The sequence below is a fragment of the Pseudomonas sp. PDM09 genome, from assembly GCF_014852305.1.
Classification (GTDB): Bacteria; Pseudomonadota; Gammaproteobacteria; order Pseudomonadales; family Pseudomonadaceae; genus Aquipseudomonas.
This window is the reverse complement of the sequence record NZ_JACVBI010000004.1, coordinates 450,137-474,231: the sequence shown is the minus strand read 5'-3', so window position 1 is coordinate 474,231 and position 24,095 is coordinate 450,137. Positions and strand designations below refer to the sequence as shown.

The 24,095-nt window shown below is 59.1% G+C and carries 17 protein-coding genes and 1 riboswitch; of the genes, 2 read left to right on the top strand and 15 right to left on the bottom strand.

Annotated elements, in window-relative coordinates; translation table 11 throughout:
* Positions 1 to 60: 60 nt before the first annotated feature.
* Together alaS and ltaE are read right to left on the bottom strand one after the other, a co-directional pair.
* A complete protein-coding gene (gene alaS, locus IB250_RS13515; RefSeq protein WP_192344435.1) occupies positions 61 to 2,682 on the bottom strand; it encodes an alanine--tRNA ligase in 2,622 nt (873 codons plus the stop codon).
* Positions 2,683 to 2,828: 146 nt separating this feature from the next.
* On the bottom strand, positions 2,829 to 3,833 hold the full coding sequence (ltaE, locus tag IB250_RS13510; protein ID WP_192344434.1) for a low-specificity L-threonine aldolase: 1,005 nt from the start codon (positions 3,831 to 3,833) through the stop codon (positions 2,829 to 2,831).
* 293 nt (positions 3,834 to 4,126) lie between these two features.
* Positions 4,127 to 4,296: riboswitch (FMN riboswitch) on the top strand.
* 115 nt (positions 4,297 to 4,411) lie between these two features.
* On the opposite strand from ltaE, the gene IB250_RS13505 reads away from it, so the two are divergent.
* Positions 4,412 to 4,921, top strand: a complete 510-nt coding sequence (locus IB250_RS13505) for a 6,7-dimethyl-8-ribityllumazine synthase (RefSeq protein ID WP_008071834.1) — start codon at positions 4,412 to 4,414, stop codon at positions 4,919 to 4,921.
* Between the two features lie 124 nt (positions 4,922 to 5,045).
* Here IB250_RS13505 and astE read toward each other — a convergent pair whose 3' ends face one another.
* The 7 genes from astE to IB250_RS13470 all read right to left on the bottom strand — a co-directional run bounded on the left by astE (position 5,046) and on the right by IB250_RS13470 (position 12,963).
* Positions 5,046 to 6,056: a succinylglutamate desuccinylase gene (gene astE / locus IB250_RS13500; RefSeq protein WP_192344433.1), complete on the bottom strand. Its 1,011-nt coding sequence runs from the start codon at positions 6,054 to 6,056 to the stop codon at positions 5,046 to 5,048.
* Between the two features lie 12 nt (positions 6,057 to 6,068).
* A complete protein-coding gene (locus tag IB250_RS13495) occupies positions 6,069 to 6,359 on the bottom strand; it encodes a hypothetical protein (protein WP_007904718.1) in 291 nt (96 codons plus the stop codon).
* 20 nt (positions 6,360 to 6,379) lie between these two features.
* Positions 6,380 to 7,726, bottom strand: coding sequence for an N-succinylarginine dihydrolase (gene astB / locus IB250_RS13490; RefSeq protein ID WP_192344432.1), 1,347 nt, complete (start codon positions 7,724 to 7,726; stop codon positions 6,380 to 6,382).
* 193 nt (positions 7,727 to 7,919) lie between these two features.
* A complete protein-coding gene (gene astD / locus IB250_RS13485; RefSeq protein ID WP_192344450.1) occupies positions 7,920 to 9,389 on the bottom strand; it encodes a succinylglutamate-semialdehyde dehydrogenase in 1,470 nt (489 codons plus the stop codon).
* On the bottom strand, positions 9,386 to 10,411 hold the full coding sequence (gene astA, locus IB250_RS13480) for an arginine N-succinyltransferase (RefSeq protein WP_123495822.1): 1,026 nt from the start codon (positions 10,409 to 10,411) through the stop codon (positions 9,386 to 9,388). The genes astD and astA overlap by 4 nt, the downstream gene beginning before the upstream one ends.
* 87 nt (positions 10,412 to 10,498) lie before the next feature.
* A complete protein-coding gene (gene aruF / locus IB250_RS13475) occupies positions 10,499 to 11,518 on the bottom strand; it encodes an arginine/ornithine succinyltransferase subunit alpha (protein ID WP_192344431.1) in 1,020 nt (339 codons plus the stop codon).
* 224 nt (positions 11,519 to 11,742) lie between these two features.
* Positions 11,743 to 12,963, bottom strand: coding sequence for an aspartate aminotransferase family protein (locus tag IB250_RS13470; RefSeq protein WP_007904683.1), 1,221 nt, complete (start codon positions 12,961 to 12,963; stop codon positions 11,743 to 11,745).
* Between the two features lie 306 nt (positions 12,964 to 13,269).
* On the opposite strand from IB250_RS13470, the gene IB250_RS13465 reads away from it, so the two are divergent.
* Positions 13,270 to 18,303: a leucine-rich repeat domain-containing protein gene (locus tag IB250_RS13465; RefSeq protein WP_192344430.1), complete on the top strand. Its 5,034-nt coding sequence runs from the start codon at positions 13,270 to 13,272 to the stop codon at positions 18,301 to 18,303.
* Positions 18,304 to 18,337: 34 nt separating this feature from the next.
* Here IB250_RS13465 and argR read toward each other — a convergent pair whose 3' ends face one another.
* The 6 genes from argR to IB250_RS13435 form a co-directional block, all read right to left on the bottom strand.
* Positions 18,338 to 19,318 (bottom strand): transcriptional regulator ArgR, encoded by a 981-nt coding sequence (gene argR / locus IB250_RS13460; RefSeq protein ID WP_192344429.1) that lies wholly within the window; start codon positions 19,316 to 19,318, stop codon positions 18,338 to 18,340.
* Positions 19,319 to 19,566: 248 nt separating this feature from the next.
* Positions 19,567 to 20,331, bottom strand: a complete 765-nt coding sequence (locus IB250_RS13455; RefSeq protein ID WP_007904680.1) for an ABC transporter ATP-binding protein — start codon at positions 20,329 to 20,331, stop codon at positions 19,567 to 19,569.
* A gap of 27 nt (positions 20,332 to 20,358) precedes the next feature.
* A complete protein-coding gene (locus IB250_RS13450; RefSeq protein ID WP_192344428.1) occupies positions 20,359 to 21,471 on the bottom strand; it encodes a M14 family metallopeptidase in 1,113 nt (370 codons plus the stop codon).
* Position 21,472: 1 nt separating this feature from the next.
* Complete coding sequence (locus IB250_RS13445; protein WP_192344427.1) at positions 21,473 to 22,171, bottom strand: ABC transporter permease; 699 nt, start codon at positions 22,169 to 22,171, stop codon at positions 21,473 to 21,475.
* Positions 22,168 to 22,857 carry an ABC transporter permease gene (locus IB250_RS13440; RefSeq protein WP_007904805.1) on the bottom strand — a complete coding sequence of 230 codons (690 nt, stop codon included), beginning with the start codon at positions 22,855 to 22,857 and terminating at the stop codon, positions 22,168 to 22,170. Before IB250_RS13440 ends, IB250_RS13445 begins: the two co-directional genes overlap by 4 nt.
* A gap of 90 nt (positions 22,858 to 22,947) precedes the next feature.
* Entirely contained in the window at positions 22,948 to 23,721 is a 774-nt protein-coding gene (locus tag IB250_RS13435; protein ID WP_192344426.1) for an ABC transporter substrate-binding protein, read from the bottom strand.
* Positions 23,722 to 24,095: the final 374 nt, after the last annotated feature.

Here is a 24,095-nt window from a genome sequence, read left to right as displayed (position 1 = left end):
CCAATAATCACTCAAACAGCGTTCTGGCCCGCCACTAGACCGCGGGCCAGGCACACTGCCTTATAAACCCTGCTCTACAAATGGAACGGTCAGGGCCAATGCGGCATCCAGTGCGCCAGCGTCAGTACCACCGCCCTGCGCCATGTCTGGACGACCACCGCCCTTCCCGCCCACTGCCGCAGCAGCCTGTTTCATCAAATCACCGGCTTTGAGTTGGCCAGTCAGGTCTTTGGTCACGCCTGCAACCAGTACGACCTTTTCCTCATGGACACTGCCGAGCAGGATCACTGCGCGGCCGAGTTTGTTTTTCAATTGATCGACCAGCGCCAACAGCGCCTTGCCGTCCTGACCGTCCAGACGCACGGCCAGCACTTTCACGCCTTTGACGTCCAGGGCAGAAGCCGACAGATCGTCGCCCGCCGCGCTGGCCGCCTTGGCCTGCAACTGCTCGAGTTGCTTCTCCAGCAGACGGTTGCGCTCCAGCACAGCCGACAGCTTGTCGATCAGGTTATCGCGGCTGCCCTTGACCAGGTTGGCCGCTTCCTTGAGTTGTTCTTCAGCCGCGTTCAAGTAGGCCAGCGCTGCTGCGCCGGTCAATGCCTCAATACGACGCACACCGGAGGCTACACCGCCTTCACTGATGATTTTCAGCAGGCCGATGTCGCCGGTACGGGCGGCGTGAATACCACCGCACAACTCGACAGAGAAATCGCCCATGCTCAGCACGCGTACGCTGTCGCCGTACTTCTCGCCGAACAGCGCCATGGCGCCTTTTTGCTTGGCGGTTTCGATATCGGTTTCTTCGGTTTCAACCTCGGAGTTCTTGCGAATTTCGGCGTTGACGATGTCTTCCAGCGCCTTCAACTGCTCAGGCTTGATCGCCTCGAAGTGGCTGAAGTCAAAGCGTAGACGCTGACTGTCGACCAACGAGCCCTTCTGCTGAACGTGCTCGCCCAATACCTGACGCAACGCAGCGTGCAGCAAGTGAGTGGCGGAGTGGTTCAGCGACGTCGCGTGACGCACGTCGGCATCGACATGAGTCTCGACCGGAGCACCCACGATCAGGCTGCCCGAATCCAGCACACCGTGGTGCAGGAACGCTCCGCCGGTCTTGGTGGTGTCGCGCACGTCGAAACGCGCAGCGCCAGCCTGGAGGAAGCCGCAATCACCAATCTGACCACCGGATTCGGCATAGAACGGGGTCTGATTGAGAACGACCACGCCCTCTTCGCCTTCGCTCAGCACGTCAACCGATTGCCCGTCTTTATAGAGAGCAACGATTTTGGCGGAACCGCTGTGAGCGGTGTAACCGGTGAACTCGGTGGCCACATCAACCTTGACCAGGCTGTTGTAGTCCATGCCAAAGGAACTGGCGGAGCGAGCACGGACGCGCTGGGCTTCCATTTCGCGCTCGAAACCTTCTTCGTCGATGGTCAGGCTGCGCTCGCGAGCGATGTCGCCAGTCAGGTCCATCGGGAAGCCGTAAGTGTCGTAAAGCTTGAACACTACATCGCCCGGCACTACGTCGCCTTTGAGTTCGGCCAGATCCTGCTCGAGGATCTTCAGACCCTGCTCCAGGGTCTTGGCGAATTGCTCTTCTTCGGCTTTCAGGACGCGTTCGATGTGCGCCTGTTGGGATTTCAGCTCAGGGAACGCTTCGCCCATCTCGGCGACCAGGGCCGCAACGATCTGATAGAAGAAGCTGCCCTTGGCGCCCAGTTTGTTGCCATGACGGCAAGCGCGACGAATGATCCGGCGCAGCACATAACCGCGACCTTCGTTGGACGGCAGCACGCCGTCGGCAATCAGGAAACCGCAGGAACGGATGTGGTCAGCCACGACTTTCAGCGAAGCCTGAGCATCGTTGGTGCAACCGATGGCTTTGGCCGATGCGCTCAGCAGGCTCTGGAACAGGTCGATTTCATAGTTCGAGTGAACGTGCTGCAGCACGGCACTGATCCGCTCCAGGCCCATGCCGGTGTCCACCGACGGCGCTGGCAACGGGTGCAACACGCCATCGGCGGTGCGGTTGAACTGCATGAACACGTTGTTCCAGATTTCGATGTAACGGTCGCCGTCTTCTTCCGGCGAGCCCGGTGGGCCACCCCAGATGTCGGCGCCGTGATCGTAGAAAATCTCGGTGCAAGGACCGCATGGGCCGGTATCGCCCATGGTCCAGAAGTTGTCGGACGCGTACGGCGCGCCCTTGTTGTCGCCGATGCGAACCATGCGCTCGGCCGGCACGCCGATATCTTTGGTCCAGATGTCGTACGCTTCGTCATCGCTGGCGTAGACGGTGACCCAGAGCTTTTCTTTGGGCAGGTTCAGCCACTTTTCGGAGGTCAGGAAGTTCCAGGCGTAGGTGATGGCGTCACGCTTGAAATAATCACCGAAACTGAAGTTACCCAGCATTTCGAAGAAGGTGTGGTGACGGGCGGTGTAACCGACGTTTTCCAGGTCGTTGTGCTTGCCGCCGGCGCGCACGCATTTCTGGCTGCTTACAGCGCGGGTGTACGCGCGCTTTTCCTGGCCCAGAAAGCAGTCCTTGAACTGGTTCATCCCCGCGTTAGTGAACAGCAGGGTTGGGTCGTTGCCCGGAATCAAAGAGCTGGAGGCTACACGGGTGTGGCCTTGCTCTTCGAAGAAGCGAAGGAAGGCTTCACGGATTTCTGCGCTTTTCATTAGGTTCTTCCACGGAGGCTGCGGCCAAAGGCCTGTGCGAAACGTCAACAGACGAAGCGACGGCAAAGGGCCGCATTATATCGGCCCTGCGCGCGGGGTACAGCGTGTTTATACGATAGAAACAGTCAATTGGACGGCTAACACGGTCAGTTGTGAGAAAAGTCGGCAAATGTGGCGACGACTTGCTCGATTTGCGCACGACTGACGTCCATGTGCGTGACCATTCGCAGACGACCGGCAGCGCTGAGCTTGATCCCGCGTGTCGCGGCAAAAGCCTTGATCGCTTCGGCCTTGTCGCCCATTTGCACGTAAACCATGTTGGTCTGCACCGGCTCGACCTCATAGCCCGCTGCTCGCAGGCCGTCGGCCAAATAGTGCGCATTGGCATAGTCGTCGGCCAGGCGCTGAATATTGTTATCCAGCGCATAAAGCCCCGCCGCGGCGAGAATCCCGGCCTGGCGCATGCCGCCGCCGACCATTTTGCGCAGACGCCGCGCCTTGGCGATCAACTCGGCCGAGCCACACAGCACCGAACCGATCGGCGCACCCAGACCTTTGGACAGGCAAACCGAAACCGAATCGAAATGCTGAGTGATCTCTCGGGCATCGACACCCAGCTTGACTGCCGCGTTGTAGAGCCGCGCGCCATCCAGATGCAGCGCCAGGCCATTTTCATGAGTTAAACGGCGTGCCCGGGCCAGATACTCCAGCGGCAGAACCTTGCCCTGCATGGTGTTTTCCAGCGCCAGCAAACGAGTGCGGGCGAAGTGGAAGTCATCCGGTTTAATTGCCGCGGCGACCTGCGTCAGGTCCAGCGAACCATCGGCTTGCACTTCCAGCGGCTGCGGCTGGATCGAACCGAGCACTGCCGCGCCACCCCCTTCGTACTTATAGGTGTGAGCCTGTTGTCCGACAATGTATTCGTCACCGCGATCGCAGTGGGCCATCAGGCCGAGCAAGTTGCTCATGGTGCCCGTCGGGACAAATAGCCCCTGGGCAAAACCCAGTCGTTTTGCCAGTTCAGCTTCCAGACGGTTGACCGTCGGATCTTCGCCATAAACGTCGTCACCGGTGGCTGCATTGGCCATCGCGTCGAGCATCCCTGCGGTCGGTTGGGTGACGGTGTCGCTGCGAAGATCGATAACGCTCATGAATCTGGCCTCGGTAAGCAGGGGGAAATCCCTTTTCAGGAGGGAATTACTGCGGTCATGCCGACAAATAATCAAGCCTTGCGCGAGGAAAAGACTGATTACGCCTTCGAAAAAGCGCAATCCATGTGGGAGCGGGCTTGCTCGCGAAGGCGGTGTGTCAGGCAACATCATTGTCGACTGGGAGTCCGTATTCGCGAGCAAGCCCGCTCCCACAGGTTTCGTGACAGGCATTGCCTATGCGCGCGCCGAAAATATGTGTTAAAAACGCTTCGCCGCCAAACAATCTGGCGGCAAAACGTTCTCAGGGCGGGGTGTAACTCCCCACCGGCGGTAATTGCGCGCAATGCGCATAGCCCGCGAGCGCTTGGCGGCAGCACGGCAATGGCTGTGATGGCGGCAAGGTCAGCAGACCCGGTGTGATCCCGGGGCCGACGGTCATAGTCCGGATGAAGAGAGAACGGGATTGGCGCCGCCTAGGCTCTGTACCAAAGCGCCGTCCGCAGGCACTTGTGCCTGCGTACCCTTAAATCCCATTCGATTCATAACGCCCTGTTTTTCACACAAACAGGAGTCAGAACATGCAACCCACCGCAATCGATAGCAAAAGCAAAAACCATCAGGGCGAGCGCGTCGCGTTCATCCAGGCCTGCTGGCACAAGGAAATCGTCGATCAGAGCCGTAAAGGCTTCGTCGCCGAAATGATTGCTCAGGGTTATCAGGAATCGGACATCGATTTCTTCGAAGTCGGCGGCGCCTTTGAAATCCCGCTGCACGCCAAACTGCTGGCCAAGTCGGGTCGTTATGCCGGCATCGTCGCGGCGGGCCTGGTGGTCGACGGCGGCATCTATCGCCACGAATTCGTCGCCCAGTCGGTGATCAGCGGCCTGATGCAGGTGCAGCTGGAAACCGAAGTGCCGGTGTTCTCGGTGGTTTTGACCCCGCATCACTTCCATGCCGGCGAAGAACATCAGAAGTTCTTCTTCGAGCATTTCGTGCACAAAGGCCAGGAAGCGGCGAAGACTTGCGCGGATACGCTGCACAAGATGCGGGCGTTGCGTCGTAGTGAGCCTCGCGCGGTAGCGGTCTAGTCGAATGATCGTTCCCACGCTCTGCGTGGGAATGCCTCAATGGACGCTCTGCGTCCGCTATTGGGACGCGGAGCGTCCCGGGCTGCATTCCCACGCGGAGCGTGGGAACGATCATGTGTTGTGCCTACGCGAGGTTTTCGTCGGTGGTCGGCACGATCAGGATGCCGGCGCGCAGGCCGTTCTTGACCTTGGGGTTGGGGAAGATGATCCGGGCGCCCTGCTCTTCGATGACCCAGCGGGTATTGGCGATATCCTCGGCCAGTACATACCCCACCTTCAACTCTGAAAAGTTCTCGATATCCGCCGGCAGGTTCAGGCGGAAGCTATCGCTGTGCTTGATGACTTCCCGCGCGACGCTGAACAATTGCAAGCCATCCAGTCCGTCGTCGGTCATTGGCGGCTCGGTGCCTTCGATGATCTGCTTCAGGCGGGTTTCAAGAAGATCGACGTTGACCCCGTCGTTCTGCCCGAACGGCCGGGCCTTGCCCAACTCCAGGGTGAAGGACTCGGCATCGAGCTTGTCGTAGGTATAGGAGCTGAAGACGATGGAGGGTTTGTTCTGCAACAGCACCGCTTCCATGCCGGCGGCGCGCAGGCGAGCCAGTTCCTGACGTGAATGCTGACGACCTTCTTTCCAGGGGTACAGGGCGAACTGCTCGATTTTCGAGCCACGGATCGCCGTGTGCAGGTCGTAGTGCAGGCGATTGCGGTCCGGCAGGCTGAAGAAAGTCGCCGCCAGCCGCTCCAGCTCACAAGCGCGCAAGGCCTCGGAACCACTGGTTTGTTCGTGCCGACCGTTGAACAGCCGATTGACGTCCTGCTCGATGAAACGCTCACCGCGACGAATAGCCTCGGGGTTGCCGAACAGAAACAGAATACGTGCGCACGGCTTCAAGTCACCGCGGGCGATGTCATGCAACAGGCGATCAAGCAATTCGATCGGCGCTGTTTCGTTGCCATGGATGCCGGCCGATAGCAGCAGGTCCAGGCCATTGTCGCGGGCTTCAGGTGGCCGGACTTCCAGCGCACCTTCGCTCAACCAGCGCATCCGCACGCCTTCGACAGTCAGTTGAGTCTTCTCCGCCGGTTCGCGGCCGGCGAGGGTCAGTTCAAGCAGTTTGCCGAGGGCGAGCATAGAGCGGTTTCCTTAGTGGTCGTGATTGCAATCCGGGCCGTGTACGTGGTCCTCATCATCACCGACGTCGGCCGGTTCCATCTCCAGTTGCAAACTTACCAGATTAGTCGCCAATGGGCGCAGCAGCAGGTTGGCGTATTCAGCGTCACCTTCTTCAACGTCTACGCCGATCAGCAATTGGCCGCGGCCGTCCTGCTGGATCCACAGCTCTTTGCCTTGCCACATGACCGCGACGCGGGTGCAGGAAGTTTCCAGTTGCGTGCCGTCGGTGTCTTCAAGGATCAGCTGCAGGGTATCGCTCATGTGTTTTACGCTCTCGACGTTCAATTGATCTGGAATGGATAAACCGCGCCCAGTTTAAGGATTTGCGTCAGTTCATCCAGTGCCGTCCGGCACTCAAGCAGCAATTGCGGGTCCGCCAGATCGTTTTCGGTCATGCGGTCGCGGTAGTGCTTGTCGACCCATTCGGTCAATGTGCCGTACAACGGTGCCGTCATGATAACCCCTTGGTTGACGGCCGCCAGTTCGGTTTCGTTAAGTGCGACGCGCAACCGCAGGCAAGCCGGGCCACCGCCGTTCTGCATGCTCTGCTTGAGATCGAAAACTTTCACTTCGCGGATCAGGCCGCCAGAACTGGTCAGGCCTTGCAGGTACTGCCAGACACGCTCGTTGCCACGGCATTCTTCCGGCACGATCAATAGCATGGAGCCGTCAGGACGCGACAGCAGCTGGCTATTGAACAGGTAGGAACGTACCGCGTCTTCCACGGTGACCGCGGAACGCGGTACGCAGATCGACTGAAATTTCCCACCGACTTTTGCGAGTTTGCCTTGCAGTTCAGCCAGCATCTGCTCGGTGTCGAGGAAGGCGTCCTCGTGATAGAACAGCACCTCGCCGTTACCCACTGCGATCACGTCGTTATGGAACACGCCCTGATCGATCACCGAAGGGTTCTGCTGGGCATAGACCACGCCGTCATCACTCAGGCCGTGCAGACGCGCGACAGCCTGGGACGCTTCGAGCGTCTGGCGTGCCGGGTACTTCTGCGGATTCGGATAACGGGTGTCGAACGCGCTGCGACCGAACACGAAAAACTCGACGCCAGCTTCACCGTATTCACGGCAGAAACGGGTGTGGTTGGCCGCCCCTTCGTCACCGAACTGCGCCACGGCTGGCAAAGCGGCGTGGTGAGCAAAGTGCTTCTGATCGGCGAACATCGCCCCCAGTACGCGGCTGGTGGTCGGGTGTTCGATGCTGCGGTGGTATTTGCAGTTGAGGTTGGCGGCGGTGAAATGCACGCGGCCATCGGCGGTGTCGGCGCTCGGGCTGACCGTGGCGGCGTTCGCCACCCACATGCTCGACGCCGAGCAACTGGCAACCAGCAGCGGCATGGCCTCTTTGGCGGCGCGCTCGATCACCTGAGCATCGGTACCGCTGAAACCCAGTCGGCGCAATGCGGTGACGTCCGGACGTTCTTGTGGCGCCAAAACGCCTTGTTGAAAGCCCATTTCCATCAGCGCTTTCATCTTCGCCAGGCCTTGCAGCGCGGCTTCCTTCGGGTTCGAAGACTGCTGGCTGTTGCTCTGGGATGCGACGTTGCCGTAGGACAGGCCGCCGTAGTTATGGGTCGGCCCCACTAGACCGTCAAAATTGACTTCATAGGATTTCATCAGCGAGGCTCCACGAGAATCTGTTGTTATAGGCATCTGGATGCGGTCTATGTAGCAGCTGCCGAAGGCTGCGTTCGGCTGCGCAGCAGCCGCAATTAAACTATCCCCGATTCTGATCCAGAATCACGGTGTACCCATTTACGACTGCTTCGCAGTCGAACGCAGCCTTCGGCAGCTGCTACAAGGGTCGGTCTTACGACATGCGCACGCCTGGGGTCAGCGACGTCGGCAAAGTCAGGCTCGGGGTTTCCAGCGAGGCCACCGGGTACGCGCAATAATCTGCGGCGTAATAGGCACTGGCGCGATGGTTACCCGATGCACCGACACCGCCGAATGGCGCGCTGCTCGCCGCACCGGTCAGCTGCTTGTTCCAGTTGACGATACCGGCCCGGCTTTCCAGCCAGAACTGCTGATAACGTGCTTCGGAATCCGACAGCAAACCAGCCGCCAGGCCATAGTCGGTGTCGTTGGCTTCAGCGATCGCCGCTTCAAAATCAGCGTAGCGGATCACTTGCAGCAGCGGACCGAACAGCTCTTCGTCCGGGCGATCGGCAACCGCCGTTACGTCCAGAATGCCTGGGGTCAGCAAGGCTGCCTGGGCCTGGGGCTGAGTCATTTCCAACAGCGCCACGGCGCCGTTGGCCAGCAGATGTTCTTGCGCATCCATCAGCGCTTTCGCAGCGCCGAGGGAAATCACCGAGCCCATGAATGGCGCCGGTTGCTGATCGAACGCACCGACTTCAATCGTCGAACTGACCGCCACCAGACGCGCCAGCAGCGTATCGCCCCACGCGCCTTGCGGCACCAGCAAGCGGCGCGCACAGGTGCAACGCTGACCGGCAGAAATGAAGGCCGACTGAATAATGGTGTAAACAGCGGCATCGAGGTCCGCGACCTGATCCACCACCAGCGGGTTGTTACCGCCCATTTCCAGCGCAAGGATCTTGTCTGGACGACCGGAAAACTGCTTATGCAGGTGATTGCCGGTACGGCTGGAACCGGTGAAGAACAGACCGTCGATGCCCGGGTTCGCCGCCAGGGCGATACCGGTTTCGCGGGCGCCTTGCAGCAGGTTCAGCACACCGGCCGGCAGACCGGCTTCGATCCAGCACTTGACCGTCAGCTCGGCCACTTTCGGGGTCAGCTCACTCGGCTTGAACAGCACGCTGTTCCCGGCCAGCAGCGCCGGCACGATGTGACCGTTTGGCAAGTGACCGGGAAAGTTGTAAGGACCAAACACCGCCACCACACCGTGCGGTTTGTGGCGCAATACCGCAGTGGCGTCACCCAATGGGCCGCTCTTCTCGCCGGTACGTTCGCGATAGCTCTGCACCGAGATGGCAATCTTGTTGACCATGCTGGTGACTTCAGTCGCCGCTTCCCACAGGGGTTTACCGGTTTCTTCACCGATGGTGCGAGCCAGCTCGTCAGCGTGATTCTTCAACGCAGCGGCAAAGGCTTCCAGCACGCTGATGCGCTCTTCCAGGGTACGGCGAGCCCAACCCGGGAACGCTTGACGCGCAGCTTGCACAGCCGACTCGACCTGACCGGCCGTGGCGCCTTCGCCAGCCCACAGCACTTGCTGGGTCACCGGGTTTACCGATTGAAAGCTTTCACCCTGACCAGCCAGCCATTCACCGGCGATGTATAGCGAATTCATTATTTCGACTCCCGAGCAGCGGACAACGGAACGGCGCGTACTTGATCGCCGGCGTTGAGTTGAAGACGTTTGGCGGTCAGCGGATCGACCACCAAAGTGCCGGCGGCGAAGCGTGCTGGTGCGGCAGTGATCCGGCAGTCTTCGCGCTTGCGGTTATGAATCAGGAACGGAGTGGCGTCGTCACCCGGAGTGCCGATGGCCAGCACCAGCGCCTGACTGTCGCGCACCGCGCGGATCTTGGTGGTTTCGCATTCCACCGCAGGGCCGGCATCAAAGATGTCGACGTAGCCTTGATAGCTGAAACCTTCGCTCTTGAGCATCGACAGCGCCGGCTCGGTGTCCGGGTGAACCTGGCCGATCACGTTGCGCGCATCTGGCGACAGGAAGCAGGTGTACAGCGGGAATTTCGGCATCAGTTCGGCGATGAACGCCTTGTTGCCCACGCCGGTGAGGTAATCGGCCTGGCTGAATTCCATCTTGAAGAAATGCCGACCCAGGCTTTCCCAGAACGGCGAACGCCCGGCCTCATCAGACACACCGCGCATTTCGGCGATGATCTTGTTGCCGAACAGCTGCGGGAACTCGGCGATGAACAGCATCCGCGCCTTGGCCAACATGCGGCCGTTCAGGCCACTGCGGAAATCGGCATGCAGGAACAACGAGCACAGCTCAGAGTTACCGGTCAGATCGTTGGCCAGGAACAGCGTCGGGATTTCGCGGTAGATGTTCAGCTCTTGGGAGGCGCTGACCGTCAGGCCGACCCGGAAGTTGTACCAAGGCTCACGCAGGCCGACGGCACCGGCGATGGCGGAAATACCCACCACGCGGCCATTGTCGTCTTCGAGTACGAACAGGTAGTCCGCATCACCGCGCCCGGCTTCGCCGCGGAAGGTCTTCTCGGCCCAGCCGACCCGATGAGCCAGACGTTCTTCGTTGGCCGGCAAGGTGGTCAGGCCGGTACCGGTGCTGCGGGCCAGGTCGATCAGGGCGGGTAAATCGCTGCTGCGTACGGGACGAACAATCATGCTATCTCCTCAAACGGGCCGCTTGAGCCACCCGTGAAACTCGCTGCTTTACTAAGCATTCACTCTTTATAGGCATAGCAGCAGGCGTTAAACCGCCACCAGGCGCACGCTGGCACCTTCACCGACACCCAGGGCTTCGGCCGCTTCAAGATCCAGGGTTACGGGTTTGCCCGGCGCGTAATCGAGCTCAAGCAAAACAGCGCGGTAATCCTGCAACTGGGCGTTAGCCACCAGATACTGACGACCCGCGCCTTTGACCGGCTCGCCGATTTTCACCGGCACAACACGGCTCTGGGCGATCGAACGGATCCCCGAGACGCGGGCATGCAGCGTCGGGCCACCGTCGAAAATGTCGATGTAGTGATCCGTCTCGAAGCCTTCGCGCATCAGGATGTCGAAAGTGATCTGCGCCCGTGGGTGCACCTGGCCCATCGCCTCTTGAGCGGAATCCGGCAGCAACGGCACGTAGATCGGGTAATGCGGCATCAGCTCGGCCAGGAACGTGCGGCTTTTCAGGCCACACAGACGCTCGGCTTCGGCGTAGTTGAGGTCGAAGAAGTTGCGACCGATGGCATCCCAGAACGGCGAATCACCATGTTCGTCGCTGTAACCGACGATCTCGGTCACCACCGAATCGGCAAAGCGCTCCGGATGGCTGGCCACGAACAACAGGCGACCACGGGAATTGAGCTCAGCCCAAGGCGATCCCACCAACTCCGGCTTCACGTAGAAACTGGTCAGCAAGCTGTTACCGGTCAGGTCGTGGCACTGGGAGAGCACGTGGATCTTGTTGTGAATCTTCAGCTCACGGGAGGCGTGGACGAAGGTTTCATTACGAAAACTGTAGAACGGCTCGGAATAACCGGCCGAGGCAACGATGGCCGAACAGCCGACCAGCTTGCCAGTGGCCGTGTCTTCGAGGACGAAGAAATAGCTCTCTTCGCCGTTGAAGCTGACTTCAGCGGCGAACGAAGCTTCGCTTGCGGCGATCTTGTCGCTCAGGCGTTCAACGTCATCCGGCAAGGAAGTGACACCAATCGGGCTGTCCGCAGCCAGACGCTGTACCTCGCCCAGATCAGCCATTTGCGCGGGGCGCATCACCAGCATGGTGTCACTCCTTTTCTCGAAAAACTCTATGAGGAAAATAACCGGGAAGTCATTGCAGACACAGAGATCAGTGTGGGAGCGGGCTTGCTCGCGAAAGCGGTGCATCAGTCAACATCGTTGCTGTCTGACCCACCGCTTTCGCGAGCAAGCCCGCTCCCACATTTGATCCGGCCCGGTACAAAAATTCGGTACGACGCCTGAACAGTCAGGCGTCGAAAGGTCTATCAGGCTTGCGTCAGCTTCGCCGCGGCGCGCTCGAAACGGTCCAGACCGGCATCGATATCGGCGTCTTCAACCACCAGGCTTGGGGCGAAACGAATCACGTCCGGGCCGGCTTGCAGAATCATCAGGCCTTCACGCTCGGCGGCGTTGAAGATGTCTTTGGCCTTGCCTTTCCAGGCATCGCTCAGCACGCAACCGAGCAGCAGGCCCAGACCGCGGACTTCAGTGAACAGGCCATACTTCTCGCCGATCTGCTCAAGACGGGTCTTGAACTTGTCGTGCTTGGCATTAACGCCATTCAGCACTTCGGGCGTGTTGATCACATCGATCACCGCTTCAGCGACCGCGCACGCCAGCGGGTTGCCGCCATACGTGGTGCCGTGGGTGCCGACGACCAGGTGTTTGGCCAGGTCTTCGGTGGTCAGCATCGCTGCGATCGGGAAACCGCCGCCCAGGCTCTTGGCGCTGGTCAGGATGTCCGGGGTCACGCCGTAATGCTGGTAGGCGAACAGCTTGCCGCTGCGGCCCATGCCGGTCTGGACTTCGTCGAACACCAGCAGCGCGTTATGCGCATCGCACAGCTCACGGGCGCCTTGCAGGTAAGACAGCTCGGCCGGCAGTACGCCGCCTTCGCCCTGGATCGGCTCCAGAACCACCGCGCAAGTCTTGTCGGAAACAGCAGCTTTGAGCGCGGCCAGATCGTTGTAAGGCACGTGGGTGATGCCGGTGATCTTCGGACCGAAGCCGTCGGAGTACTTCGACTGGCCACCGACGTTCACGGTGAACAGGGTACGGCCGTGGAAGCTGTTGAGCGCGGCAACGATTTCGTACTTCTCGGTACCGAAACGGTCATGGGCCACACGACGGGCCAGCTTGAAAGCGGCCTCGTTGGCTTCAGCGCCAGAGTTGCAGAAGAACACGCGCTCGGCAAAAGTGGCGTCGACCAGCTTATGGGCCAGGCGCAAGGCCGGCTCATTGGTGAACACGTTGGACACGTGCCACAGCTTGTTCGCTTGCTCGGTCAATGCAGCGACCAGCGCCGGGTGCGCATGGCCCAATACGTTAACGGCAATCCCGCCGGCGAAGTCGATCAGCTCGCGGCCAGACTGGTCCCAAACACGGGAACCGGCACCACGCACAGGAATGAAAGCGGCTGGCGCGTAGTTGGGAACCATTACCTGGTCGAAATCGGCGCGTTCTACCGCAGCGTGCTCAACGGACATCGGAGTCTCCTGAAAAGGAACACTCGCCTGAAACTGGCGAGCGATGAGGGGATTGTAAGGACAGTTTTCCGCCCGGCCTTGCCGCCAAGCGACAACTTCTTATAGCGCAAACACAGGTTTTGCCCGGGTTTACGGCAATGCGACAAATAGCGTCGCAAAGGCGCAGTTTAAACTGCTGGCGGGGTTTGCGGCAGGCGTGCTCAGTTCTATCTGATGCGGTGTTGCCGATGGCGGTAAATATGTACCGCACGCCGTTCAGGCTGATGGGTTTTTCTAGAGGTCTTTCGAACCCAGACGACCTCTTCCATGAACATGAACACCGAACACCCAGACGCTTCGATGCCATCTTTCAGGCCGGATGCGCACTATCAGCACCTGATGAGCGTCATTCCTTCCTGGCTGATGCAGGCGAACGCACAAAAGCGCGAAGCCTTGCTGAAGGTCAAACCGCAGCTACCCGCTGAACTCAAAGCAGCCTCCAGGGCACAGCACGTCGAACTGGGCAAACTCAATGCACGGCATTGGGAGGCGCAAAACCGTGTCGATCGGGCCTTGGCGCGCCTACAAAACGCCAGCACCTTTGCCGAACCAATACTTGCAGCCGAGATCAAGAAACGCTTTGGGCTGGAACTGGATGTCAGCCATACCTTTTTGCGTCTTTATATTCCTGCCCGCATTCCCTGGCTGCGATTGAAATCCGGGGCAGCACGCATCTGGACCGTGTCGCTGCTGGATGCCGCCCTGCACAATTTTGAAAGCAGCGAGACGACAGACCAGGCCTTTGAATCCGCGTCCACCTATATCACCCCGCCTTCTTCCACCGGGCAATTCAAACAACTGCCGCATATCCTGCAAAAAATGCCCATCGCTGCATTTACCCGATTGTGCCGGGAACTGGATATTGGCGAGCGCTACAAAGAGTACCTCGAAGAAAACCTGGGCCTGCGCAATCCGGTGGCGACGGCGGTCATGCAATCCAAAGTTCGCAACAGCCAGAAAGCGGCACTCACCGCCGCCCTGCAAATGGCGTACATGCAAAACAAGCTTGGCGGTGCTGTTCATCAACTGATCCTTGGCTTATTGGATGGCTTGCAACACTTGCGCCTGCGCGGCCAGGAGTGGGGCTGCCATGAACTGACAATCATGAACGCCAACCTGACCGGTATCGTGCTGTTTGCCCCGGATCTGGAGCGTTCGCACGAAACGGTTCGGGTAGTGGCCTATATTCCCGACGATCCCGAACACCCGATCAAGGAGTATTCCTCCACCGGCGCATTCGCCCAGGAACTGATCCAGCGTTTGCGCAATCATGACTATCAACAATTCTTCAGTCGCTTTATCGACCATGAGGATCGCGGGCACTTTTTCGCTCAGTTGAACAATCGCCTCACCCCCATCACCTGGCAACCGCTTCAACCTGGCGATTCGCGCCCCACGTGGAGAGAAAATCCAGACCAGCGCGTCAACCTGCAAATGGCAGCAGTGCCGATCCAGGGCGATCTGTGGACTCATCTCTACCAGCGCAAACTGGACAAGATCCTCAACGATGCACGGGTCATCGCAGTATCCACTGCCCTGGTCGACCAAAAAGTCCGATGGGCGTTATGGGACTCCTTCACAGAAATTGCCTCGGCGCTGTTGAACATCGCAGCCTTTGTCGCCCTGCCGTTCGTGCCGTTCCTCGGCGAACTGATGCTGGGCTACGTGGCATATCAATTGCTCGACGAGACCTTCGAAGGCATCGTCGACTGGGCAGAAGGCCTGACAGATGAAGCGCTCGAACATTTCATGGAGACGGTTCAGTCCGCGGTACAGCTGGGCACCTTTGCGGTAGGAGGCACCCTCGTCGTGGGGGAGTTTCGTTCAGTCCTGCCTCGAGAAGTCGTTGAGTTCATTGACCGTTTCAAACCGGTCAAGACACCGAATGGCGAAACCCGCTACTGGAAGCCCGATCTGGCGCCGTTCGAACAACGCGCAGAACTGCCCAAGGGTTCGCCAACCGACGAACGCGGGCTGCACAACCATCAGGGCAAATCCCTGTTGAGGCTGGAAGACAAACTCTATGCCGTGATCGAGGACTCGCAAACCGGCCAGCACCGCATCGACCACCCGACTCGCCCCGACGCCTATAAACCAGTGCTCAAACACAATGGCGAAGGTGCCTGGCAGACTGAGCTGGAGCAACCGCTGGAATGGGATCAGGCCACGCTGTTGCGCCGTATCGGTCCCGACATGGAACGTTTTTCCGCCATCGAACGTGAGCGCATGCTCACGATCAGCGGCGACGATGAAAACACGCTGCGCAAGATGCACACGGATGTCGAACGGCTGCCACCCATGCTTGCCGACACCCTCAAACGGTTCAGGATCGAACAGGACATTCAAACCTTTATCGAACAGATGAACAGCGACCGTCCTGAAGACTTCCTCAAGGCCGACCCCGTGACACAGCTGGAATTACTCCACGAAAACGGCTACTGGCCCGAGCGCAAAGGCCTGCGCCTGATTGATGAAAAGGCTCAAACCCTCTGGCAAAGCCCCGGCTCCGCGGTACCGGACCTGCAAATCGATGTCACACAACTGAACGACGGCGACTTGCTCAAAACGCTTCTTCTGACACTGGATGAAGCCGAAATAAAAACGCTGATGGGGGAAGAATTCGGAGCCTCCGTCACCCGTCTCGACACCCGCACTCGCACACTGCGTCGCACGCTGGCTGAGATTGTCGAACGCAAAAGAGCCGCCTTGTTCGATTATCGCTACCGCAAACTCGAACGCGGCGCTCGCGCACCAGCCCACACCATCATCAACGCCGAACCCGGCCTGCCGACGAGCTTCGCAGAAGCGGTGCTCGACACGGCGAGCGATCAGGAACTGCAACAACTCAAACAGGGAACATTGCCCGAACGACTGGCGGACCTGAGCCGTGAGGCCGCTTTGCAAACACGGGTGACACGCGCCTACGAAGGCCTTGAGCTTAAGTCGACCGCCGATAACCTCGACACACAGCGACTGGCCCTGCACTCGCTCGAACGTTTACCGGGCTGGTCGGGGCAACTGCGCATCGAACTACGGCAGTACAGCTATGAGGGACAACTGATCGATAGCGTCGGCAACGTAGATGCGTCGCTGCGCAAAGTCCTGGTCATGACCGAAGAAGGCCCGTTTCAGGCTTATGACGAAACAGGCCAGGCACTCAATTCCGTCAGCGACTTGTATACCAGCATGCTGCAGGCATTCCCCGACATCGAGCGTAGCGCGTTGAAGATCCATATCGGCGAAGGTGAAAAACTCAAACAATCGATCCGCGAACATGCCTTGAGTCGCGACGAGTTGCGCGCACTGCTATCGCATCACCCCATCTTCAAACCCACTTACGACCCATCAGTGATGCGCCTGCTGGGTGGCTCCGAAGGCTATCGGCGGATGCCGAGCCAGCCACCGACGTTACAAGCCAGAGCCCATAGCCTGTTCCCCCATCTTTCGGCCGAAGAACTGCAAGCGTACGTCGAACGGCTACAACTGCATCCGAGCGGACCGCGAGCAGAATTGACGCGACTGATCGGCGAACACGAAAGGCTCGTCGATGAACTGCAACTCTGGACCGGCGATATCCCGCTGTATATCCCGGATACCGATGTCAGAATCGTCGCCAACCAGTTCTCCACACAACAACGCAATCGCAGGCGGTTCATGAACCAGCTGATCGACTGCTGGCGTCGGCAGGCCTCCCACCCCCTGACCGACACCTGGCACGTCGATTTTATTTTTTCCCGGCCGATTTTGGGCGAACTCCCGGTGCTGAGCGCCGATTTCACTCACGTGAGCAACCTCTCATTGACCGGCCATCGAGCCACTGGGGGCGTGAATGGATTCTTGAAGCGCTTCTCCGGACTGCATCGTTTGGCCCTGCGCAATTTCAACCTTGGCAATATCCCGGACGCCATCACCCAATGGCCGCACCTCAACGAACTGATTATCAGCGACTGTGCGCTCACCCTCACCCCGCAGAGCCAGGCGACACTCGCTGCACTGAGCGAGCTGACAACACTGGAGCTGTATCAAAATCCGCTGGGGTTACTCCCCAACGTCGAAAACATGCCCGATCTGGATTACATCGATGTGGCAGGGACCGGCATCTCCAGCATTCCCACCGGTTTGCTGACGCGCCCCCACCTTCGAACCGCCCTGCTCAATGACAATCGAATCCCGGAACTGCCTGCCGCCCTCTTCGAATTGCCACCGGACATACAGAATGGCTTTGACCTGGGCGGTAACCCGATTTGCGCAGCAGACCGCGAACGCATCAAGCGCTACTTCGTCAAGACCGGCCTTGACTTCGGTGTCTTTGCTGAACAGGCGGATATCCGACGATTACAACGACTCTATCCGCGACTGGATCAAGAGCGAGCCAGCGATTTCATTTATCGCCTGCCTGGCACACTGCAAGAGGGCCAAACAGAGCTGACACGCCTGGAAGGCGAGTTCGAAACGCTGAGGACCACCCTGGAAATCTGGACCCAGGACATTCCCACCCACCACCCGGTTTCTGGCCAAGCCCTGACAGACGTGGAGCGGGTACTCGAAGAGTTGAACCGAATTGAAACCAAACGGATTCTGGAGCGTTGCTGGCGCCATGAAACCAATGTGGATGGCTTCAATGCGACACTGACGCCCACCTATGATTTGACGCTGACCATCAACATCACCGGCAACCTGCCGGTGCTGAGTGCCGACTTCAGTCACGTCACACTGCTCTATTTGCACAGTAATGCCGGCATGACCTCAGGGGCCGGGCGTTTTCTGGAATGCTTCCCCCGCCTCAAAAGCCTGACCATCCGCGAATACACACTGAACGAAATCCCCGACGCCGTTTTCAGGATGGGCGATCTGACAGCATTGGCCCTGACCCGGTGTCAACTCACATTGACCACGCAAACCCTGCTCGAACTGGCGCAAATGGAGCGCCTTGACTATCTGGAGCTGAGCAATAACCCATTGGGGCTGACACCCGATGTCAGTCAGATGCCCGAGCTTGCCGTACTGCTGTTAAACAACACCGGCATCACTGAGTTTCCCCCAGGGCTGCTGCAACTCGAGTTTCTGGACGTGGTTGATCTGAGCGCAAACGCGATCATTGAGATACCCAGCGACATTCTGGAGCTGCCAATGGAAATTGGCGAAAGCCTCAACCTGAGAGGGAATCCGTTGTCCGAAGACAGCCTTCGACGACTCTTTGATTATTTCAGGTTGAACAACGTTGACTTCGGGCTTGATGAAATCATCGATAACGCGCAAATGGAGGTGTCGTCCTCTGGAAACTCAGAGGTTGACGAATAATCAACGCCTGGTTCTAGTGCAGCCTGGCGCAGATTCAACCGCGCTCGGACGGCACCGACGACAACTCGAACGGGCTGCTGCTGCGCCGCTGGTTGCGATCTTCCCGCGGCGTGGCGCCGAAGAAGTTGCGGTAGGCGCTGGAGAAATGCGGCCCCGAAGAAAAGCCACACGACAGGCCGATCTGGATGATCGACTTGCTGGTTTGCATCAACATCTGCCGGGCCTTGTTCAGGCGCAATTCCAGGTAATACTGGCTCGGCACACGGTTGAGGTATTGCTTGAAGATCCGCTCCAACTGCCGACGCGATACGCACACGTGCTGGGCGATTTCGTCGGTGGTCAGGGGTTCTTCGATGTTGGCTTCCATCAGCAACACCGCTTGGGTGAGCTTCGGGTGACTGGAACCCAAGCGGTTCTGCAATGGAATGCGCTGGCGCTCGCCGCCCTCACGGATGCGTTCGACCACCAGTTCTTCCGACACCGCACCGGCCAGTTCGGCGCCGTGATCGCGGGCCAGCACCGCCAGCAGCAAATCGAGCACCGACATCCCGCCGCACGCGGTCAAGCGATCGCGATCCCAGTCGAACAGATGACTGGTGGCAATCACCTTCGGGAAACGCTCGGCGAAATCGTCTTGCCAACGCCAATGCACGGCCGCGCGATAACCGTCGAGCAAACCCAACTGCGCCAACGGGTAAACACCGGCCGACAACCCGCCGATTACACACCCGGCGCGCACCAGTTGTTTCAACCCACTGCTGAGCGCTGGCGCGAGCGAGGTCGGTGGCTCGTCGGCGAGCAGGAACAGTTTCTGGAAGTTTTCGAGCTTGCCGGCCCAGGGTTCACCCGGCAATTGCCAGGCACCTTCGGTCGATGGTTCGGCCTGCAAAAACGACAGTTCGTAAACAACGTCCGGATGCACACGCTGGGCAACACGCAAGGCCTCCTCAGCCAGCGCAAGCGTCAGAGCTTTAGTGCTGGGCCAAATCAGGAAACCAATTCGATGGGCAGTCATGGCGGGCAATCCGAAACGAAAACAGTGATGAAGGCATGGGCCAATGCTAGCCCGTAAATGAACGCAAATCTCGAAACCGGCAGAAATCAAAAATGTGGGAGCGGGCTTGCTCGCGAAAGCGGTGGTTCAGACAGCTACGATGTTGACTGATACACCGCTTTCGCGAGCAAGCCCGCTCCCACAAGGGATTGGGGCCAGCCTCTAGATTGCGAAGCATGCACTATCCCGGTGCGCAACGGGAGTTCGGTTTACTTCAGGCTCCCCGAGAGGAATTGTTGCAGACGTTCGGACTGCGGATTGACCAGCACTTCACGCGGGTTGCCGCTTTCTTCGACGACGCCTTTGTGCAGGAACACCAACTGGTTCGACACTTCACGGGCAAAGCCCATTTCGTGCGTCACCACCACCATGGTCCGGCCTTCCTGCGCCAGGGCCTGCATGACTTTCAGCACGTCACCAACCAACTCAGGGTCGAGGGCCGAAGTCGGTTCGTCGAACAGCATCACCTCAGGCTCCATCGCCAGCGCACGGGCAATCGCCACACGCTGCTGCTCGCCGCCGGACATGTGGCCAGGGTAAGCATCTTTGCGATGAGCAACACCGACCTTGTTCAGGTAGTGTTCGGCCTTCTCGCGGGCTTCGGTCTTGGACATGCCGAGCACGTGGACCGGCGCTTCCATGATGTTTTCCATCGCAGTCATGTGTGACCACAGGTTGAAATGCTGGAATACCATCGACAGGCGCGAACGCATGCGTTGCAGCTGTTTCGGGTCGGCGGCTTTCAGCGCGCCGTCCTTGTTGGCGACCAGCTTCAGCTCTTCGTTGTTGAGCAGAATCTTGCCGGCGTGCGGCTGCTCGAGCAGGTTGATGCAGCGCAGGAAAGTACTTTTGCCGGAGCCACTGGAGCCGATGATGCTGATCACATCGCCAGCCGCCGCTTTCAGGGACACACCCTTGAGCACTTCGTGACTGCCATAGCGTTTATGCAGGTCTTGGACTTCAAGTTTGTACATGCGGTCGGTTCTCACAAAAACAGTCAGTCAGTCGTTGAGCAAGCGCCCGTGACGCAGCGCTTCGCGCCCCGCCACCTTGGCCAGCCAGAAACCGGGTTGGGCATAACGCAGCCGTTCAATGGCAAACAGCACCCCGGACGTACCAGCACACACCGTGCTGACCCGATCCGATAACGGATCGATCACTTCAAAAATCTCGTCGCCCGCTTCAACCCACTCACCGGGTTTACGCAGAAAACTCACCACGCCCGGATGCGGCGCGAACAGCAATTCAGTGCCTTCGAACGGCAGGCCTTCGCAAGCGTCTTGCGCAGGTTTTGGCCATTCGCCGCTGATCAAGCCTTGCTCGGCGAGGAACGCCAGAATGCCTTCGGCGTGAGCCACCGCCTCTGGGCGACCGGTATCGGACTGGCCACCCAACTCGATGGTCGTCGCCAGGCAGGCCAGTGGAATCTGGGCATCCGGAAACAGACGCGACAAACGCAGCCAAGGCAGCGAACAGGCTTCATCAAAGGAGCTGCCGCCGGAGTCTTCCGCCAGCAGACCGACCTTGACGTTCAAGTGTGCAGCCAGTGAACGCCAATGCGGCCAGTGCTGCGGCAAGGCGTACATGTGCAGCGCCGCTTCGCAATCGCAGTGCAAATCCAGCACCACGTCGGCAGTGCAGGCATGGCTGAGCAAGATGCGCTGCATGCCTTGCAACTGACTCGCGGCAGGCGGCAAGGCAGCCAGCACATCGCTCATGGTTTCACGAATCAAACGGACATTGGCGTGAGGATCGTCACCCAGATGCCCTTGCAGCTCAGCGGCCACGGGCTCGCTCAGCTCGACGAAATCGCGGTTGAAATTCTTGCCGCTGCCGGCCTCGAATCGCCCCTGATGATTACCCTGAAGCAGTTGACCCAGGCCCAGTGGATTGGCCACCGGCACCAGTTCGATCACACCGTTCAGCAAACCCTGGGCTTCGAGCTCGGTCAGGCGCTTTTTCAGCTCCCAGGCCGTGCGCATCCCCGGCAGTTCATCGGCGTGCAGGCTGGCCTGGATGTAGGCCTTGCGCTCGCCAGCGCCGAAGCGGAACACCGAAATCCGGCGTTCGCTGCCCAGGTGACTCCATGGCAAAGCATGATCGATGCGTTCCATATCAGTGCTTCCGTGGGGCCAGATAGCCCAGCCAACGCAGCTCGGCCATTTTGAACAGGCGCACCAGAATGAAGGTCAGGCACAGGTAGAACACGCCGGCGGTGATGTAGGCTTCAAACGGCAAGTAGAACTGAGCGTTGACCGTGCGCGCGGCACCGGTGATGTCGATCAGGGTCACGATGGATGCCAGACTGGTGGTCTGCAGCATCATGATCACTTCGTTGCTGTACTGCGGCAGTGCCCGGCGCAGGGCCGATGGCAGCAGAATCCGCTTGTACATTTTGACCCGCGACATGCCCATGGCCTTGGCCGCTTCGATCTCGCCGTTCGGCGTGGCGCGCAGGCTGCCGGCGATGATTTCAGCGGTGTAGGCGCTGGTGTTGATAGCGAAGGCCAGGCACGCACAGAACGTAGCGCTGGACAGCCATGGCCAGAGGAAGCTTTCACGCACCGCTTCGAATTGCGCCAGACCGTAGTAGATCAAAAACAGCTGCACCAGCATCGGCGTGCCGCGGATCACGTAGGTGAACAGCCAGGCACTCATGTTGACGATCGGCTGCTTGGAGACGCGCATCAGCCCCAGCGGCAGTGCCGCCAGCAGACCGAAGAACAGCGACAGCGCGAGCAGTTTGAGGGTGGTCACCAAGCCGCCGAAGTACAGCGGCAAGGCCTCCCAAATGACGTTGTAGTCGAAGATCATAGATCAGCCGCCCTTACGCCTACCGAGTAGCGCTTCTCAAGGTGACGCAATGCCAGCAACGAGACGCTGGTAATCACCAGGTACATCGCCGCCACTGCGAGGAAGAAGGTGAAAGGCTCGCGGGTAGCGTCTGCCGCCTGCTTGGCCTTGAACATCATGTCTTGCAGACCGACCACCGAAATCAGCGCGGTTGCCTTGGTCAATACCAGCCAGTTGTTGGTAAAACCCGGAATCGCCAGACGAATCATCTGCGGCACCAACACCCGGAAGAACACCTGAAAACTGCTCATGCCGTACGCCATGCCGGCTTCGGCCTGCCCCTTCGGGATTGCCATGAAGGCACCACGGAAAGTTTCCGACAGGTACGCACCGAAGATGAAGCCCAGGGTGCCGATACCGGCGGCCAACGGGTTCAGGTCGATGTAGTCGTCATAACCGAGCATCGGCGCGACACGGTTGAGCAGGTCCTGGCCGCCGTAGAAAATCAGCAGGATCAGCACCAGATCGGGAATACCGCGGATCACCGTGGAGTACAGGTCGCCCAGCCAGGCCAGCCAGCGTATCGGGGACAGACGCAGCGCAACGCCGATCAGACCCAGAACAATGGCCAGGACCATGGACGACAAGGCGAGCTGAAGCGTCAGCCATGCGCCATCGAGGATGACAGCCCCGTAGCCTTTCAACATGATTCAGGTCCTCGAAAGTTGGGATGAAAAAATGGCGCAAACCTCAGAGATCCTGTTGCTTGCGCCATTTCGCAGGTGTTGCGGGGACGATTACTTGCCGTAGATATCGAAGGCGAAGTACTTGTCCTGGATTTGCTTGTACTTGCCGTTCTCGCGAATAGCCGCGATCGCGGTGTTGATCTTGTCTTTCAGCGCGTCGCCCTTGCGAACCGCGATACCCACGCCGTCGCCAAAGTATTTGACGTCGGTGAAGGCCGGGCCAACGAAGGCGAAACCTTTGCCGGCGTCGGTTTTCAGGAAACCGTCATCCAGCAGGGTAGCGTCTGCCACGGTGCCGTCGAGGCGACCAGCGGCCACGTCGAGGTAGATTTCGTTCTGTGAACCGTAAGGCTTGATCTCGGCACCCAGCGGAGCCAGGACTTCGCGGGCGAAACGCTCGTGGATCGAACCACGTTGCACGCCGATATTCTTGCCCTTCAACTCAGCCAGGCTTTCGCTGACCTGAGTGCCGGCCTTCATGACCAGGCGAGCCGGGGTGTTGTAGTACTTGTTGGTGAAGTCCACGGACTTCTTGCGGTCTTCGGTGATGGACATGGACGACAGGATCGCGTCGATCTTGCGCACCTTGAGTGCCGGGATCAGGCCGTCGAACTCTTGCTCGACCCACACGCACTTGACCTTCATCTCTTCGCACAGGGCATTGCCGATGTCGTAGTCGAAACCCACGATGCTGCCATCCGGCGCCTTGGAGGCGAACGGAGGGTAAGCTGCTTCGATACCGATTTTTACGGGCTTGTCATCGGCGAAGGTCGGCAGGGACAGCACGGACAGCGCCAGGGCGCCAAGCAGCACAAGTTTCTTCATCTTGGGACTCCATCGGTAAAGGGCAAAAACGGCAGAGTGAGCAACAGCCCAATATGCGAATGGGTTAAACCGCAAAGCGGTGCTGCGTCCTAGGAACCGTGCGCTGATTTCAACACAGGCAACGACGAGCGAGTGATCGGCATTCTAACGACAGGCCCGAAGCCGATATTTCTTCAATGCGACAACAAATTACAGATGCACCGAGAAAGCCGCTTGAACGCGTTGACAGCCTTGCAATTTCATGCAAGAGCAAAAGACAGTGAACCGATCTATATTGCAAATTGCGGGCCTATTATTGGCAAACCCTTCTAATCCGGCAAGCGCAGCGTGGTGTCTTATTTTTCATGGCGGGTTTAGAGGCCCTGTGACGGGGC